General features: G+C 72.2%; 16 protein-coding genes. 5 read left to right on the top strand and 11 right to left on the bottom strand.

All coding sequences use genetic code 11. The features are described 5' to 3' along the window. The first annotated feature begins 314 nt into the window (after positions 1 to 314). Positions 315 to 1,649: an ABC transporter substrate-binding protein gene (locus ACIQFY_RS14160; protein WP_066656937.1), complete on the top strand. Its 1,335-nt coding sequence runs from the start codon at positions 315 to 317 to the stop codon at positions 1,647 to 1,649. A gap of 190 nt (positions 1,650 to 1,839) precedes the next feature. Here ACIQFY_RS14160 and rarD read toward each other — a convergent pair whose 3' ends face one another. Further along, positions 1,840 to 2,802 (bottom strand): EamA family transporter RarD, encoded by a 963-nt coding sequence (rarD, locus tag ACIQFY_RS14155; RefSeq protein WP_066656944.1) that lies wholly within the window; start codon positions 2,800 to 2,802, stop codon positions 1,840 to 1,842. Between the two features lie 161 nt (positions 2,803 to 2,963). Continuing rightward, positions 2,964 to 3,260, bottom strand: coding sequence for a co-chaperone GroES (groES, locus tag ACIQFY_RS14150; RefSeq protein WP_056121496.1), 297 nt, complete (start codon positions 3,258 to 3,260; stop codon positions 2,964 to 2,966). Between the two features lie 160 nt (positions 3,261 to 3,420). Between groES and ACIQFY_RS14145 the strand changes: the two genes are divergently transcribed. Next, positions 3,421 to 4,638, top strand: a complete 1,218-nt coding sequence (locus tag ACIQFY_RS14145; protein ID WP_326496980.1) for a THUMP-like domain-containing protein — start codon at positions 3,421 to 3,423, stop codon at positions 4,636 to 4,638. A gap of 169 nt (positions 4,639 to 4,807) precedes the next feature. Here ACIQFY_RS14145 and ACIQFY_RS14140 read toward each other — a convergent pair whose 3' ends face one another. The 4 genes from ACIQFY_RS14140 to tsaB form a co-directional block, all read right to left on the bottom strand. Then, positions 4,808 to 5,584 carry a DUF4190 domain-containing protein gene (locus ACIQFY_RS14140; RefSeq protein WP_400340630.1) on the bottom strand — a complete coding sequence of 259 codons (777 nt, stop codon included), beginning with the start codon at positions 5,582 to 5,584 and terminating at the stop codon, positions 4,808 to 4,810. Between the two features lie 104 nt (positions 5,585 to 5,688). Next, the gene (gene tsaD / locus ACIQFY_RS14135) at positions 5,689 to 6,744 is read right to left on the bottom strand and encodes a tRNA (adenosine(37)-N6)-threonylcarbamoyltransferase complex transferase subunit TsaD (RefSeq protein WP_200884118.1); all 1,056 of its coding nucleotides are present in this window, start codon (positions 6,742 to 6,744) and stop codon (positions 5,689 to 5,691) included. Next, complete coding sequence (rimI, locus tag ACIQFY_RS14130; protein WP_235426394.1) at positions 6,731 to 7,273, bottom strand: ribosomal protein S18-alanine N-acetyltransferase; 543 nt, start codon at positions 7,271 to 7,273, stop codon at positions 6,731 to 6,733. Before rimI ends, tsaD begins: the two co-directional genes overlap by 14 nt. Next, positions 7,270 to 7,893, bottom strand: coding sequence for a tRNA (adenosine(37)-N6)-threonylcarbamoyltransferase complex dimerization subunit type 1 TsaB (gene tsaB, locus ACIQFY_RS14125; RefSeq protein WP_251160913.1), 624 nt, complete (start codon positions 7,891 to 7,893; stop codon positions 7,270 to 7,272). The genes rimI and tsaB overlap by 4 nt, the downstream gene beginning before the upstream one ends. Positions 7,894 to 7,974: 81 nt before the next feature. Between tsaB and ACIQFY_RS14120 the strand changes: the two genes are divergently transcribed. Beyond that, complete coding sequence (locus ACIQFY_RS14120) at positions 7,975 to 8,154, top strand: hypothetical protein (RefSeq protein ID WP_400340628.1); 180 nt, start codon at positions 7,975 to 7,977, stop codon at positions 8,152 to 8,154. A 12-nt stretch (positions 8,155 to 8,166) separates the two neighbouring features. Here the strand turns inward: ACIQFY_RS14120 and tsaE are convergent, their stop codons facing one another. From tsaE to glmS, 5 genes are read right to left on the bottom strand one after another with little or no spacing between them, the layout of a single operon-like run. Beyond that, positions 8,167 to 8,679 carry a tRNA (adenosine(37)-N6)-threonylcarbamoyltransferase complex ATPase subunit type 1 TsaE gene (gene tsaE, locus ACIQFY_RS14115; protein ID WP_251160912.1) on the bottom strand — a complete coding sequence of 171 codons (513 nt, stop codon included), beginning with the start codon at positions 8,677 to 8,679 and terminating at the stop codon, positions 8,167 to 8,169. Further along, entirely contained in the window at positions 8,676 to 9,836 is a 1,161-nt protein-coding gene (gene alr, locus ACIQFY_RS14110) for an alanine racemase (RefSeq protein ID WP_400340626.1), read from the bottom strand. Before alr (ACIQFY_RS14110) ends, tsaE begins: the two co-directional genes overlap by 4 nt. Beyond that, entirely contained in the window at positions 9,833 to 10,936 is a 1,104-nt protein-coding gene (gene alr / locus ACIQFY_RS14105) for an alanine racemase (RefSeq protein ID WP_066656970.1), read from the bottom strand. Before alr (ACIQFY_RS14105) ends, alr (ACIQFY_RS14110) begins: the two co-directional genes overlap by 4 nt. Continuing rightward, positions 10,933 to 11,307, bottom strand: a complete 375-nt coding sequence (locus tag ACIQFY_RS14100) for a holo-ACP synthase (RefSeq protein WP_209685290.1) — start codon at positions 11,305 to 11,307, stop codon at positions 10,933 to 10,935. Before ACIQFY_RS14100 ends, alr (ACIQFY_RS14105) begins: the two co-directional genes overlap by 4 nt. Positions 11,308 to 11,316: 9 nt before the next feature. After that, on the bottom strand, positions 11,317 to 13,164 hold the full coding sequence (glmS, locus tag ACIQFY_RS14095; protein ID WP_209685288.1) for a glutamine--fructose-6-phosphate transaminase (isomerizing): 1,848 nt from the start codon (positions 13,162 to 13,164) through the stop codon (positions 11,317 to 11,319). A 70-nt stretch (positions 13,165 to 13,234) separates the two neighbouring features. Between glmS and ACIQFY_RS14090 the strand changes: the two genes are divergently transcribed. Continuing rightward, a complete protein-coding gene (locus tag ACIQFY_RS14090; RefSeq protein ID WP_209685286.1) occupies positions 13,235 to 13,720 on the top strand; it encodes a glutathione peroxidase in 486 nt (161 codons plus the stop codon). Positions 13,721 to 13,843: 123 nt separating this feature from the next. After that, complete coding sequence (gene coaA / locus ACIQFY_RS14085; protein WP_066656980.1) at positions 13,844 to 14,788, top strand: type I pantothenate kinase; 945 nt, start codon at positions 13,844 to 13,846, stop codon at positions 14,786 to 14,788. Positions 14,789 to 15,125 lie beyond the last annotated feature (337 nt).

Genomic DNA, 15,125 nt, shown 5'->3' with positions numbered 1-15,125 from the left:
CCGCCGCAGTGCTCCCCCGGGTCCGCGCCCCCTGCACAGAACGCCGCCGACGAGCCCCGCGCGGGAGCGCTCCAGCCGATCCCGAACGGTCCGCACGGGCCTCGGCGAGCGCGAAGACCGTCCGGACGGACTCCTCATCAGGGGTTCCCGTGCGCCTCCTCAGTTTCGTCACGGGTGTGTAACGAAACGTCCAGGTGATGATCTCGGACACACACGCGAAACACTTCGGCCCTAGTTTTCTCGGCAACCCACGTGGAGGAGACCGCGCTCGACCCGATGCGGTTGGGCCTCCGCGCAGAGAAAGGGCTCCACGGATGACCAGAACCACCCGTGCCACCACGGCACTGGCAGTGGCGGGAGCGGCAGCGCTCCTCCTCGCCGCGTGTTCCACCAGCGGCAGCGCCGAGACCACTTCCTCCGCCTCCGCCGGCGGTGCGAAGAAGGACCCGGCGGCGAGCTGCAAGGCCCCCGACACCCCCGGTACCGACGCGCTGAAGATCGGCACGATCCTCCCGCTGACGGGCACCCTGTCGTACCTCAACCCGCCCGCCGAGTCCGGCGTCGGCCTCGCGGTCGAGGACATCAACTCGGCCGGTGGCGTGCTCGACAAGGACGTCAGCATCGACCCCGCGACCGATTCGGGCGACAGCAACGACATGACCGTGTCGAGCTCGGCCGCGACGAAGCTCGTCAACGCCAAGGTGCCGGTCGTCATCGGCGCCGAGTCGTCGAGCGTCACGCTCAACGTCATCGACCAGCTGACGAGCAACTGCATCGTGCAGATCTCGCCGGCGAACACCGCGACCGACCTGTCCGGGTACTCGTCGCACTACTACCGGACCGCGCCGCCGGACTCGGTGCAGGGCTCGGCCCTCGGCCAGCTCGTCACGGGTGACGGCAACGCCAAGGTCGCGTTCCTGGTCTTCAACGACACCTACGGCACGGGTCTCCGCGACACCGTGCAGCAGGCGATCGAGGACTCGGGCGGCCAGGTCGTCTACGGCGGCAAGGGCAAGGGTCAGGAGTTCCCGCCCGGACAGACGACGTTCTCGTCCGAGGTCACCGCTGCGCTCGCCGCGAAGCCGGACGCCATCGTGGTGCTCGCCTTCGACGAGACGAAGTCGATCATCCCGGAGCTCAAGTCGCAGAACGCCGACATGTCGAAGATCTACATGTCCGACGGCAACACCGCGGACTACTCGAAGGACTTCGACCCGGGCACCCTCGAGGGCGCGCAGGGCACCATCCCCGGCGCCAGCCCGAAGGACGAGCTGAAGCAGCGCCTGTCGGACTTCTACAAGCAGTCCTCGGGCAAGGAGCTGGCTGACTACTCGTACGCTGCCGAGTCCTACGACGCCACGACCCTCGCTGCGCTGGCCGCGGTGAAGGGCAAGGGCACCGACTCGGGCACCATCCAGGCCAACATGGCCGCGGTGTCCGGTGCGGACGGCGGCACGAAGTGCGAGACGTTCAAGGCGTGCAAGGACCTGCTCGACAAGGGTGAGGACATCCAGTACACCGGCCCGTCCGGCATCGGTCCGTTCGACAGCAAGAACGACCCGTCGAGCGCCTACATCGGCATCTACAAGTTCGACGGCGACAACAAGCCCGTGTACCAGACCGCCATCCAGGGCTCGGTCTCGAAGTAACACGCAGCACGCGACGTCGGCCCCGGACCTCATGCAGGTCCGGGGCCGACGTCGTCCCCGCGAGACTCGCGTCCGCGGACAGTTCCGCGGGCGCGGGGCTGCGGAACTGTCCGCATGGCCGAGCCTCGGCACAGCGCTCCGAACCGCGCGCGGGCACCGGGGGGCGGACGGGAGGCGCGGCTCGCGCCCGTCAGGCCGGCTCGGCCGCCGCAGGGGCGAGCGTCCGCCGCCGCGCGGCCCGGGCCGCCACGAAGCTGTCGACCGTCAGGACCACGAGCGCGACCCAGACGATCCCGAAGCCGATCCACCGCGCGGGCGGCATCGCCTCGTGCTGCACGACCACCCCGACCAGGAGCTGCATCACCGGCGCGAGGTACTGCGTCAGGCCGAGCGTCGACAGGGACACCCGCCGGGCGGACGACGCGAAGAGCAGCAGCGGCACCGCGGTCGCGGGCCCGGTGAGCACCGTGACGAGGACGTGCGGCCACCCCTCGCTCGTGAACGTCACCCCGCCGCCGAGACCCGTGACGCCGAGCACGACGAGCGCCCCCACGGCGATCGGGACCAGCCAGACGGTCTCGATCGTCAGGCCGCTCAGCGCGTCGACGGTGCCCCCGACCCGCTTCTTCACCAGGCCGTAGCACCCGAACGAGAACGCCAGCGCGAGCGAGATCCACGGCACCTGCCCGTAGCCGACCGCGATGACGACGACCGCGACGACGCTGATGCCGACGGCCGCCCACTGCGCCGCACGCAGGCGCTCGCGGAGGACGACCACGCCGAGGGCGATCGTGACGAGCGGGTTGATGAAGTACCCGAGCGCCGCCTCGACCGTGTGGCCCGTCGTCGTCGCGGCGACGTACACGGTCCAGTTCACCAGGATGAGCACGGCCGCGAGTCCCATCACGAGCATCACCCGGCGCTGGGCGAGCAGGGAGCGGGTGCGCAGCCACGACCGGGTGACGGCGATCGCCACCGCGCAGAAGACCAGGCCGAAGACGATCCGCCAGGCGACGATCTCGAACGCGCCGGCGGGGGCCATCGCGGCGAAGAGCAGGGGCATCAGGCCCCAGAGTCCGTACGCGACGATCGCCTGCACGACGCCGACGGATGCCTCGCTGCGTGCCGGACGCGCCGGGGTCGCTTCACTCACGGAACCATCCTAGGAAGGGGCGCGGACGCTGCGGGCGGACAGCGCGCCTCCAGGCCGACCACCGGGACGGGCCGGGAGCGCCGCAGCGACACGCGCCCGGACGCACGAACGCCCCGCCGGCTGCGAGCCGGACGGGGCGTTCGTGACGAGAGCTGCTGGTCTCAGTGCTCGATGACCGCGAGGACGTCGCGCGCCGAGAGGACGAGCAGGTCCTCGCCGGAGTACTTGACCTCGGTGCCGCCGTACTTCGAGTAGATGACCTTGTCGCCGACGGCGACGTCGAGCGGCACGCGGTTGCCGTTGTCGTCGATGCGACCCGGACCCACGGCGACGACCTCGCCCTCCTGGGGCTTCTCCTTCGCGGTGTCCGGGATGACGAGACCGGAAGCGGTGGTCTGCTCCGCCTCGACCTGGCGGATGACGATGCGATCCTCGAGCGGCTTGATGGTGACGGCCACGGTGACCTCTTCTTTCTCGGTACTGACTCGGTACAGATGGGAACCGGTTGGCACTACGCACAGGAGAGTGCCAACCACAACTCTAGGGACAGTCTGGCACTCGGTCAATCCGAGTGCCAGCACGTGTCGGGCCTCCCCGGCGACCTGGGAGGATCGACGGGTGGAAGCCGCCGACCTCGCCCAGCTGCTGACCCCCGAGGGGATGGCCCTGCTCGACCGTACCCCCGGCGTCTCGGACGGGGGCGAGATCGTCCGGGTGGTCTCCCGGCTCCGTGGCGAGGGACACGACCCGGGGCTCGTGGCAGCCGTGCTGACCCAGGCGAAGCTCCGCCAGAAGGCCCGCGCGAAGTTCGGGGACTTCGCCGCGCGGATGCTCTTCACCGAGGCCGGCCTCGAACAGGCCACCCGACTGCAGGTCGCCGCGCAGCACGCCGGTCGCTTCGCCGCCGCCGGACTGACCCGGGTCGCGGACCTCGGCTGCGGGATCGGTGGCGACGCCATGGCGATGGCCGCGCTCGACCTCGACGTCACCGCCGTCGACCGCGACGAGGTGACCGCGGCGGTCGCGACGCACAACCTCGCGCTCTGGCCGAACGCCCGGGTCGAGCTCGGCGACGCGGCCGCCTTCGACCTGTCCCGGGTCGACGGCGTCTGGATGGACCCCGCGCGACGCACGGCCGGGCACGCGAACACGAGGCGCCTGGCCGACCCGGACGACTGGTCGCCGTCGCTCGACACCGTGTTCGCCGCCGCGACGACGACCCCGACGGGCGTGAAGCTCGGCCCGGGCATCGACCGCGACCTGATCCCGGACACGCTCGAGGCGCAGTGGGTGTCCGTCGACCGCGAGGTCGTCGAGCTCGTCCTGTGGTCCGGGCCCCTCGCCCGTGACGGCGTCCGGCGCGCGGCCACCGTCATCGGCGGTCACGGCATCGCCGAGCTCACCGGCCCGGCGGACGCCGAGGACGTCGAGGTCGGTCCCGTCGGCGCCTACCTGTACGAGCCGGACGGCGCCGTCATCCGTGCGCGGTTGATCGGTGACCTGGCGCGGTCGATCGACGGGCGGATGCTCTCCGAGGGCATCGCGTACGTCACGTCGGACCGTGCCGTGACGACGCCGTTCGCGCAGGGGTTCCGGGTGCTCGACACGATGCCCCTCGACGTGAAGCAGCTGTCGGCACGCCTGGCGGCGGAGGACGTCGGCACCGTCGAGATCAAGAAGCGCGGCGTCGACGTCGACCCGGCGCAGTTCCGGAAGCGGTTGCGGCTGCGGGGGCGGCGGTCGGTGACGCTCGTGCTCACCCGTCTGGAGGGACGGCACACCGCGCTCCTGTGCGAGCGCCTCACCGACGTGGCCGGCTCGGCCGCGGGGCGGTAGCGGGGCGCGAGGCTGCGCGGGCGGTCGGCGCGAGGCGCTCTCGCTGTCGCTCTCGCTGTCGCTGTCGCTGTCGCTGTCGTGTTCACGTCCGCGGCAGCGACAGACCCCCGCCGAACATCGGCGGGGGTCTGTCGATCTCGCGGAACGGAGCCGTGCAGCGCGGCGCGGGTCAGCGGATGAAGGCGCCCGAGTCGTAGCCGTACGGGTCGGAGGACGAGTGGCTCGACGCGATCGCGATGATGAAGATCACCGCGAAGAGCACGTAGAGCCCGGTCAGCACCCACCCGCCGATGACCCCGGCGAGGGCCAGTCCACGGCCACCCTCACCCGTCTGCTTGATCTTCCCGAGGGCGATGTGCCCCATGATCGCGCCGGCGGGGCTCGTGAGGATCACGATCGGCCAGATGACGACCCCGGCGAACGCGAACACGATCGACAGGATCGCCAGGGTGTTCGTCTTCGGGCGCTGGGCGTACGGCTGGTACCCGCTCGTGGCGTACGGCGACGCGTAGGGGTTCCCGCCCTGCTGCGGCGCGTAGAGGTTCTGCTGGGGGCTCGAGGCCGCGTACGGGTTGCCCTGGTGCGACTGCTGCGCGTACGGGTTGCCCTGGTGCGACTGCTGCGCGTACGGGTTGCCCTGCTGCGACTGCTGCGCGTAGGGGTTGCCCTGCTGCGACTGCGGTGCGTACGGGTTGTGCTGGGGCCCCGAGGCCGCGTGCGGGTTGCCCTGCTGGGACTGCTGCGCGTACGGGTTGCCCGACGGCTGCTGGCCCTGACCGTACGGGGCGCCCGACGCCTGCTGGCCCTGGCCGTACGGGGTGCCCTGCGACGGCTGCGCGGAGGGGTTCGCGGGCTGCTGGCTGCCCGACTGCCCGTCCTGCTGCTGCCGGCCGTCGTCTCCCCCGCTCGACTCGCCCGGCTTCGGCCACTGGTTCTGATCGGACACCGTCCACCCCTCCCGGCACCCGGTCGGTCGGTGCCTGCTGAGCATCCTCCCACACGGGCCGGGAGCCGGTTCAGGCGTCGGCATGCGCCACCCGGCCGCGCGACTCAGACCTGGACGGTCGTCACCGGCAGCGTGGAGTCCGCCGCGATGCCGAGGTCGCTCGGCGCGTGCCCCTCTGCCACCAGGCGCGCACCGACCGCGGCGATCATGGCCCCGTTGTCGGTGCAGAGGTCGAACGGTGGGATCCGCAGCGCGACCCCGGCGGCAGCGCAGCGTTCCTCGGCGACGGCGCGCAACCGTGCGTTCGCGACCACCCCACCCCCGAGCAGCAGGCGGTCGACACCGGTGTCCCGGCACGCGGCGAGCGCCTTCGTGAGGAGCACGTCGACGACGGCCTCGCGGAACGACGCCGCGACGTCGGCGACGGGGACCTCGCGGCCCTCGTCCCGGCACTTCTCGACCCACCGCGCGACGGCGGTCTTCAGCCCGGAGAACGAGAAGTCGTACCGGTGCTGCGCCATGTCCTTCGGCAGCGTCAGGCCGCGCGGGAACCGGATCGCGGTCGGGTCGCCCTCCGCTGCCGCCCGGTCGATCTGCGGCCCGCCCGGGTAGGGCAGTCCGAGCAGGCGTGCGACCTTGTCGAACGCCTCGCCGGCCGCGTCGTCGATCGTCTCGCCGAGCAGTTCGACGTCGCCGACCAGGTCCCGCACGAGCAGCAGCGACGTGTGGCCGCCGGACACGAGCAGCGCCACGGTCGGCAGCTCGATCGCGCTGCCGTCCGCACGCAGGACGTCCGCACCGACGTGCCCGACCAGGTGGTTCACGCCGTACAGCGGCTTGCCCGTCGCGACCGCCAGTGCCTTGGCTGCGCCCACCCCGACCATCAGGGCACCGGCGAGCCCCGGGCCGGCGGTCACGGCGACGGCGTCGAGCTCGTCGAGCGTGACACCCGCGCGGTCGAGGGCCTCGTGCAGGGTCGGGGTCATGGCCTCGAGGTGCGCCCGTGCGGCCACCTCGGGCACGACGCCGCCGTAGCGGGCGTGCTCGTCCATGCTCGACGCGATGACGTTGGCGAGCAGGGTGGTCCCGCGGACGATGCCCACGCCGGTCTCGTCACAGCTCGTCTCGATGCCGAGCACCAGGGGTTCAGTCGCGCTCACCGAGGGTCTCCTGTCCGATCGGTCCGACACCGGTGGACGCACCGGGGGTGACGGGGAGCTCCGCCCGCATCACCCACGCGTCGACACCGTCGGGCTGGTAGTAGCGGGGCCGCACGGCGATGCGCTCGAACCCGGCAGCGGTGTACATCGCCTGCGCCACGGGGTTGTCGGCGCGCACCTCGAGGAACACCTCGTGCACCTCACGCCGTCGGGCCTCGTCGAGGAGCTCCGTGAAGAGCACCTTCCCGATGCCCCGGCCCCGCTGCTCGGCAGCGACCGCGATGGTCTGCACGTCAGCGACGGGGTTGCCCGCGAGCGAGGACAGCCCGGCGTAGCCGACGACCGTCGGGGCGCCGTCCTCGGTCGTCTCGACCACGACGTAGTACCCGTGCGGGGACCACAGCTCCCCCGCCATCTGCGACGAGGTCCAGGCGTCCGTCGGGAACGACGTGTGCTCGAGGAACATGACGTCGTCGAGGTCCTGCGGGACCGCGCGGCGCAGCCGCAGGCCGGCGGGCAGTCCGGTCACCGGACGACCCGCTTCGGGGCCCCCGGCACGGTGACGTCGGGGTCACGCAGGTAGAGGGGGGTGTCGTCGGCGAAGGGCGCGCCGGAGGCGAGCCGGTCTGCTGCCAGCGACCCGAGCCTCCCGGCCGGGACGGTCGTGACGGTCTCGCGGGGCCAGTCGACGGCCTCCGGACGGGAGGCGCGGATCGCCTCGTCCAGGTCCGCCGGCTTCGCGAGTCCGGGACCGGCGACCCGCGTGCCGGTCTCGTCGTGGGCGCTCCAGTAGACCTCGCGGCGGCGCGCGTCCGTCAGGACGACGACGGGGTGCCGCTGCAGGTCGGCCGCGATCGCGTCGTGGCTGACGAGCGGGAGGAGGGGGACGCCGCGGGCGGCGGCGAAGGTGCGCGCGGCGGCGATCCCGACGCGCAGGCCGGTGAAGGGGCCGGGGCCCGTGCCGGCGACCACCCCGGTGACGTCGGCACCGGTGACGCCGGCCTCGGCGAGCACCTCGGCGAGGAACGGGCCGATCACCTCGGCGTGCCGGCGGGAGTCGTCGGTGCTGCGCTCGGCGAGCACACGACCGCTGGCCGGGTCGACGACGGCGACCGAGGTGCCGGCGGACGTGTCGATGGCGAGGAGCACGCGTCCATCGTAGGCGCGATCGGGACGGCGGACGGTGGCGTAGTGTCCGGTGATGTTCCACCAGCACGAGGGAGGTCACCGATGCCCTGGACACCGCGCACGGCAGCGCACCGCGATTCCGAGCAGTGGCGCCGTCGGGGCCTTCTGCCGCCCGCGGACGTCGACGCGCTCGTGCACGCCCGACTCGGGTGGTTGCCGGTCGACGACCCGGCCTACGCCGACTTCTTCATCGACCCGACCACCTCGGTGCGGTCGGGCTGAACCGGCGATCCGTCAGAGCGTGACGTCCGCCCAGCGCGGCCCGGTCGCGGTGACGATCACCCGTCGGGGCTCGTCGGGAACGTCGTCGGGGTCGAGGTCGTCGGCGTCGCCGTCGGGCGCGTCCGCTCCCGTCGCTCGGACGATCTCCACGTCGAGGATGCTGTCCGCGATGCCGTCGACGAAGCCCCGGCCCCACTCGACCACCACGATCGAGGCGTCCCAGTCGAGGTCGAGGTCGTCGAGCTCCACGGGGTCGCTCAACCGGTAGGCGTCGACGTGGACCAGGTCCGGGCCGGTCGTCGTCGGGTGGGTCCGGGCGAGGACGAAGGTGGGGCTCGACACCTGCCCCCGCGCGCCGAGCGCGGCCCCGAGGCCACGCGTGAGCGTCGTCTTGCCCGCACCGAGCGGCCCGGTCAGCACGACGAGGTCGCCGGCACGCAGGACACGTGCGAGCCGCGCACCGAGCACACCCATCTCGTCGGTCGTCGACACCGTCGTGTCGAGCAGCACCCGGGCGTCCGTCACGGCTGCTCCCGGAGGTAGTCGCCGACCCGGCCCTCGACCTGGTGCCCGACGACCTCGCGCGGGACACGGGCCCCGATCCGGCAGGTCACCTCTTCCCCGATGGTGCCGAGCGCCTCGCCCCACTCGAGGACGGTCATCTCGCCGTGCTCCCCCGTGCCGAACAGCACGACCTCGTCGCCGACGCGGACCTCGTCGTCGCCGACGTCGACCAGGAACTGGTCCATCGCGACGCGACCGGCGACCGGGTACCGCTTCCCGCCGATCGTCACCTCGACGCGGCCCTGCGCGCGACGCGGCACCCCGTCCGCGTAGCCCACGGGCACGAGCGCCAGGGTGGTCTCCGACGTGGTGCGGTACGTGTAGTCGTAGGAGACACCGGTGTCGACCGGGACCCGTTTCGTCTTCGCGACCGAGGCCGTGAGCGTCATCACCGGCTCGAGCCCGAGGTCGGCGGCGGACACGCCCTCGGCACCCGGGATGCCGAGCAGGTTCGCGCCCATCCGCACCATGTCCTTGCGGAACTCCTTCCGCTCGAGCCCGGCGAGCGAGGCCGCGACGTGCTCCATCGGCAGGTCGAGCCCGAGGTCCTCCGCGGTCTCGACGGCCCGGTCGAACACGGCGACCGCGGCGCTGTCGTCGTCGTCCGACGACTCCGCGAGGTGCGTGTACGCCGCGACGACCTCGATCCGGCCGGCGCGCTGCGCGTCGACCGCGAGTGCCACCAGCTCCGGCCAGGCGTCCGCGGTCGCGCCGTCGCGGTGCAGGCCGGAGTCGACGCCGAGGTGGACCCGTGCCGGACGCTGGTCGACGGCATCGACGACCCGCTGCAGCTCGGCGACGTTCGAGACGCCGAGGTCGATCGCCGAGTCCACGGCGTCGCGGAAGTCGAGCGCCGGGTCGTGCTGCCAGGTGAACAGGTGCACGTCCTCGCCGACGCCGATCGCCCGGAGGCGCAGCGCGGCCGGCACGGTCAGCACGCCGATCCAGTGGATGCCGGCGTCGACGGCCGCGAGCGCGATCGGCTCGAGACCGTGCCCGTAGGCGTCGGCCTTCATGATCGCCATGACCTCGACCGGGTGCATCCACTCGCGCACGAGGTCGAGGTTCGACCGGTAGGCGTCGAGGTCGATCCGGGCCCGACGAAGGGGGGCGTTCACGTCGTCCTCCGTTCCACGCTGCGGCCGACCCTGGCGACCACCTCGTAGTTGATGGTGTCGATCGCCGCCGCCCAGTCCTCGACCGCGGGGTCGCCGTCCGCCGGGTCGCCCCAGAGCACGACCTCGTCGCCCACCCGGACGTCGGCGTCGCCGATGTCGATGTGCATGGCGTTCATCGCGACGCGGCCGACGACGGGGAACTCCCGGTCGCCGATGCGCACCGACACCCGGTTGCCGAGGTCGCGGTCGAAGCCGTCGGCGTACCCGAGGCCGATCACCGCGAGCCGGGTGTCCGTCGCTGCACGCCAGGTGTAGCCGTAGCTGACGCCGTCGCCCGCGGCCACCGGGACGGTCCGCAGCACCGCGGCGGTCACGCGCATCGCCGGCCGGAGCCCGAGGTCGGCCGAGGTGCGGTCGGCGAAGGGGCTGAGCCCGTAGAGCGCGAGCCCGACGCGTGCGGCGTCGTGGCGCGTCTCCGGCACCGCGATGCCCGCGGCGCTCGCGGCGAGGTGCACGATCTCCGGCACGATGCCGTTCGCCGCCAGGCCGTCGAGCGCCCGCTGGAGCGCGGCGTCCTGGTCGAGGTCGTCGGCACGCGACGCGTTCGACAGGTGGGACATGAGGCCCTCGACGCGGGTGCGCCCGCCGGACCGGGCGATCCGCCCGGCGGTGTCGAAGAGCTCGGCCCACTCGGACTCGACCGCGCCGTTCCGGCTCAGCCCGGTGTCGACGCAGACGTGCACCGCGGGCACCTCGGAGTCGGCCGCGGCCGCGAGCTGGGACACGCTCGACACCGCCGGGGTGACGTCGTACTGCGCGGCGCGGCGGAAGTCCTCGTCCGGGGCGTGCAGCCACGCCAGGATCCGGACGCCCTCGTCGATGCCGGCGCGGCGGAGCGCGATGCCCTCCTCGACGTCGGCGACCCCGAGCCACTCGGCACCTGCGTCGACGAACGCCCGTGCGGCGTCGACCGCACCGTGCCCGTACGCGTTCGCCTTGACGACCGCGATGACACCCGCCGGCGCCACCTGCTCGGACACCGTGGCGTAGTTCGCGATGAGGGCCTCGCGGTCGACCGTGATCCCCGTGAACGCGCTCATGCGCCCCCTCCTTCGATGACGACGAACGCCGTCGCGATCCCGCCGTCGTGCGACAGCGACAGGTGGACGTCCGTCACACCCCGGTCCGCTGCCACCCGACGAGCGCCCTCGTGCAGCGTGAGCGACGGGTTCCGCTGGTCGTCCGACACGACCTCGAGGTCCTGCCAGCTGAGCCCGGCACTGGACCCGAACGCCTTGATGAGGGCTTCCTTCGCCGCGAACCGGGCCGCGAGCGACGACACCGGTCGGGGCTCCCCGTCGCGCAGCTGCTCGGCCGGGGTGAACAGCCGCGTCCGGAGCGCCGGGGTGCGTTCGAGCACACCCCGGAACCGCTCCGTGTCGACGACGTCGACCCCGATGCCGATGATCACGACGCGGGCCTACTCGACGGTGACCGACTTCGCCAGGTTGCGCGGCTGGTCGACGTCGAGCCCCTTGGCGGCGGCGAGCTCCATGCCGAACATGTGCAGCGGCGCGACGGCCAGCAGCGGCTCGAACAGCGGCGTGGCGAGCGGGATCCGCAGGACCTCGTCCGCGAAGGGCAGCACGGCGGCGTCGCCCTCCTCGGCGATCGCGATCACCCGGGCACCGCGGGCGCGGATCTCCTGGATGTTCGAGACCACCTTCGGGTGCAGCGAACGCGGGTCGCGCGGCGACGGCACGATCACGAAGACGATCTGCCCCGGCTCGATGAGCGCGATCGGGCCGTGCTTGAGCTCACCGGCGGCGAAGCCCTCGGCGTGGATGTACGCGAGCTCCTTGAGCTTGAGGGCCCCCTCGAGCGCGATCGGGTACCCGACGTGGCGGCCGAGGAACAGCACGCTCCGGGTGTCCGCCATCCACTTCGCCAGCTCGGCGACACCGGACGCGTCGTCGATGGTCTGCTGGAGCTTCGGTGCGAGGCCCTCGAGCTCGCTGACCTGCTCGGCGATCTGCTCGGCCGTCAGCGTGCCCTTGAGCGTGGCGAGGTGCAGCCCGAGCAGGTACAGCGCGACGCCCTGGGCGATGAAGGCCTTGGTCGACGCAACGGCGACCTCGGGGCCGGCGTGCGTGTAGATCACCGCGTCGGACTCGCGCGGGATGGTGGCGCCCTGCGTGTTGCAGATCGAGAGCACCTGCGCACCCTGCTCGCGGGCGTACTTGACGGCCATGAGCGTGTCCATGGTCTCGCCCGACTGGCTGATCGAGACGACGAGGGTGCGGTCGCTCAGCACCGGGTCGCGGTAGCGGAACTCGTGGGCGAGCTCGACCTCGACGGGGACGCGTGCCCACTGCTCGATGGCGTACTTGCCGAGGATGCCGGCGTACGCCGCCGTGCCGCACGCGATCACGATGACACGGTCGACCTGCTGCAGCCGGTCGGCGATCGGGTCGAGGTCGGTCAGCGTCACGGCACCGTCGTGCACGCGACCGAGGATCGTCTTGGCGACGGCCTCGGGCTCCTCGCTGATCTCCTTGGCCATGAAGGAGCTCCAGCCGCCCTTGTCCGCGGCGGAGGCGTCCCAGCTGACCTCGAACTCCTCTGGGGTCGCCGGCGAGCCGTCGAAGTGCACGACCTCGACGCCGTCGGGACGGATCGTCGCGATCTCGTCCTGGCCGATCGCGAGGGCACGCTGCGTGTAGGCGACGAAGGCCGCGACGTCGGAGCCCATGAAGTTCTCGCCGTCACCGAGGCCCACGACGAGCGGCGAGTTGCGGCGCGCACCGACGACGACGCCCGGCTGGTCGGCGTGCACGACGAGGAGCGTGAAGGCACCCTCGAGCCGCTGCACGACCTGCTGCATGGCAGCGGTCAGGTCCCCGGTCTCGCGGAACGCACGACCGACGAGGTGCGCGGCGACCTCGGAGTCGGTCTCGCTGGTGAACTCGACGCCCTCGGCGACGAGCTCCTGCTTCAGCTCGGAGAAGTTCTCGATGATGCCGTTGTGGATGAGCGCGAGCTTGCCGCCGTCCGCCAGGTGCGGGTGGGCGTTGCCGTCGGTCGGGCCGCCGTGGGTCGCCCAGCGGGTGTGTCCGATGCCGGTGGCACCGTCGGCGATCGGGTGCGACTCGAGCTCCTCGACCAGGGCCTGCAGCTTGCCGGCCTTCTTCGCCGAGACGAGGTCACCCGGCCGGTCGACGACGGCGATGCCCGCCGAGTCGTAGCCGCGGTACTCGAGACGACGGAGACCACCGAGGAGGACCTCCTGGCTGCTCTTGCTGCCGACGTAGCCCACGATTCCACACATGCGCACGATCCTACGGTCTGGCTGGAGATCAACCCTGCAAGTCCGCAGGAGTGGGGATACCGTTCGGGACATGGGACGCTTCGACGACATCGAGATCACCACGCTGCACGGGGAGCACACCACCTTCGCGCAGTTCTCGGACCGGGCCGTCCTCGTCGTGAACGTCGCCTCGCGCTGCGGACTCGCGCCGCAGTACGAGCAGCTCGAGGCCCTGCAGAAGACCTACGGCGACCGCGGCTTCACGGTCCTCGGCTTCCCGAGCAACCAGTTCCTGCAGGAACTCGGCTCGTCGGAGGCGATCGACGAGTACTGCTCCACCACCTGGGGTGTGACCTTCCCGATGTCCGAGAAGGTGAAGGTGAACGGCAGGGGCGCCCACCCGCTCTACCAGGCGCTCAAGGAGACGCCCGACGCCTCCGGCAAGGCCGGCCGGGTGAGCTGGAACTTCGAGAAGTTCCTCGTCGCCCCCGACGGCTCCGTCACACGCTTCCGTCCGACCACGAAGCCGGACGCCCCCGAGGTCGTCGCCGCCATCGAGGCGGCCCTGCCGGCCTGACGGTCACCGTCCGCACGACGGGTCGCGTCCTGCGGACACGCACCGGGCACCGGACGGGAGGCGCGGATCACCGCAGCCGGTCCACGCACGTCCGCCGCGCCTCCCGTCTGTACGCTCGTGCCCATGCCGATCACGGAAGCCACCGTCGCGCACCCGACCCCGTTCGTGGAGATCCCGCGCGACGAGTGGTCCCAGCTCGCACCGAAGGAGCACCTGTCGCTCACCGAGACCGAGATCGTGCAGCTGCGCGGCCTCGGCGACCGGCTCGACATGCAGGAGGTCCAGGAGGTCTACCTGCCGCTCTCCCGCCTGCTGACGCTGTACGCGGCCGGCGCCAGGGACCTGCACGCCGAGACGAGCCGCTTCCTCGGTGAGCGGGCCGGCCGGACGCCCTTCGTGATCGGTGTCGCCGGGTCGGTGGCGGTCGGCAAGTCGACCGTCGCGCGCCTGCTCCGCGAGCTGACGAAGCGCTGGCCGGACACCCCGCGGGTCGAACTCGTGACGACGGACGGCTTCCTGTACCCGAACGCCGAGCTCGAACGTCGCGGGATCATGGACCGCAAGGGCTTCCCGGAGTCGTACGACCGTCGCGCGCTGCTGCGGTTCGTCAGCCAGGTGAAGAGCGGGGCGGCCGAGGTGCGTGCGCCGTTCTACTCGCACCTCGTCTACGACATCGTCCCCGACGCCGAGATCGTCGTGCGGCAGCCGGACGTCCTCATCGTCGAGGGCCTCAACGTGCTCGCGCCGCCGGTGCACGGGCGGCTCGCGCTGTCCGACCTGTTCGACTTCACGATCTACGTCGACGCGAAGACCAAGGACATCGAGTCCTGGTACGTCGACCGGTTCCTCGCCCTGCAGGAGGAGGCGTTCTCGAGCCCGGACTCGTTCTTCCACCGCTTCGCCTCGCTGTCGCGCGAGGACGCGGTCCGGACCGCGACCGAGGTCTGGCGGGCGATCAACGAGCCGAACCTGCTCGAGAACGTGCTGCCCACGCGCTCCCGGGCGACGCTCGTGCTCAAGAAGGGCGCGAACCACAAGGTCAACTCGGTGCTGCTCCGCAAGATCTAGACCGAGTGGGTGGGGGCGGTGGGCGAGGCCGCCGTGCCGCCTCGGTCGTCCCGCGGCGCGACCTGCTCGCGAACAACCGGAAGCGGGGGGGGGGGGCGCGGGGGGGGGGGGGGGGGGCGGGCCGGGGGGGGGGGGGGCCCGCCCCGGGGGGGGGGGGGGGGGGCCGGGGGGCGCCCCCCCCCCCCCCCCCCCCCCCCCCCCCCCCCACCCCCCCCCCCCCCCCCCCCACCCCCCCAACCCCCCCCCCCCCCCCCCCCCCCCCCCCAAAAAAAAAAAAACCCCAACCACAGACCCCCCCAACAACGGAGAACACACACCCGGGCACGGAGGAAAAGAA

This window comes from Curtobacterium sp. NPDC092190 (assembly GCF_044755625.1).
Lineage (GTDB): Bacteria > Actinomycetota > Actinomycetes > Actinomycetales > Microbacteriaceae > Curtobacterium.
Note: the sequence above shows the minus strand (reverse complement) of the source record. Positions and strands in the feature narration are given on the sequence as shown.

Bases quoted from the DNA above. Each gene is read 5' to 3' on its own strand.
- ACIQFY_RS14160 (WP_066656937.1), top strand. From the start codon at position 315: ATGACCAGAACCACCCGTGCCACCACGGCACTGGCAGTGGCGGGAGCG.
- ACIQFY_RS14120 (WP_400340628.1), top strand. From the start codon at position 7,975: ATGCCCTGGACACCGCGCACGGCAGCGCACCGCGATTCCGAGCAGTGG.
- alr (WP_066656970.1), bottom strand. From the start codon at position 10,936: ATGAGCGCGTTCACGGGGATCACGGTCGACCGCGAGGCCCTCATCGCG.
- glmS (WP_209685288.1), bottom strand. From the start codon at position 13,164: ATGTGTGGAATCGTGGGCTACGTCGGCAGCAAGAGCAGCCAGGAGGTC.
- ACIQFY_RS14090 (WP_209685286.1), top strand. From the start codon at position 13,235: ATGGGACGCTTCGACGACATCGAGATCACCACGCTGCACGGGGAGCAC.
- coaA (WP_066656980.1), top strand. From the start codon at position 13,844: ATGCCGATCACGGAAGCCACCGTCGCGCACCCGACCCCGTTCGTGGAG.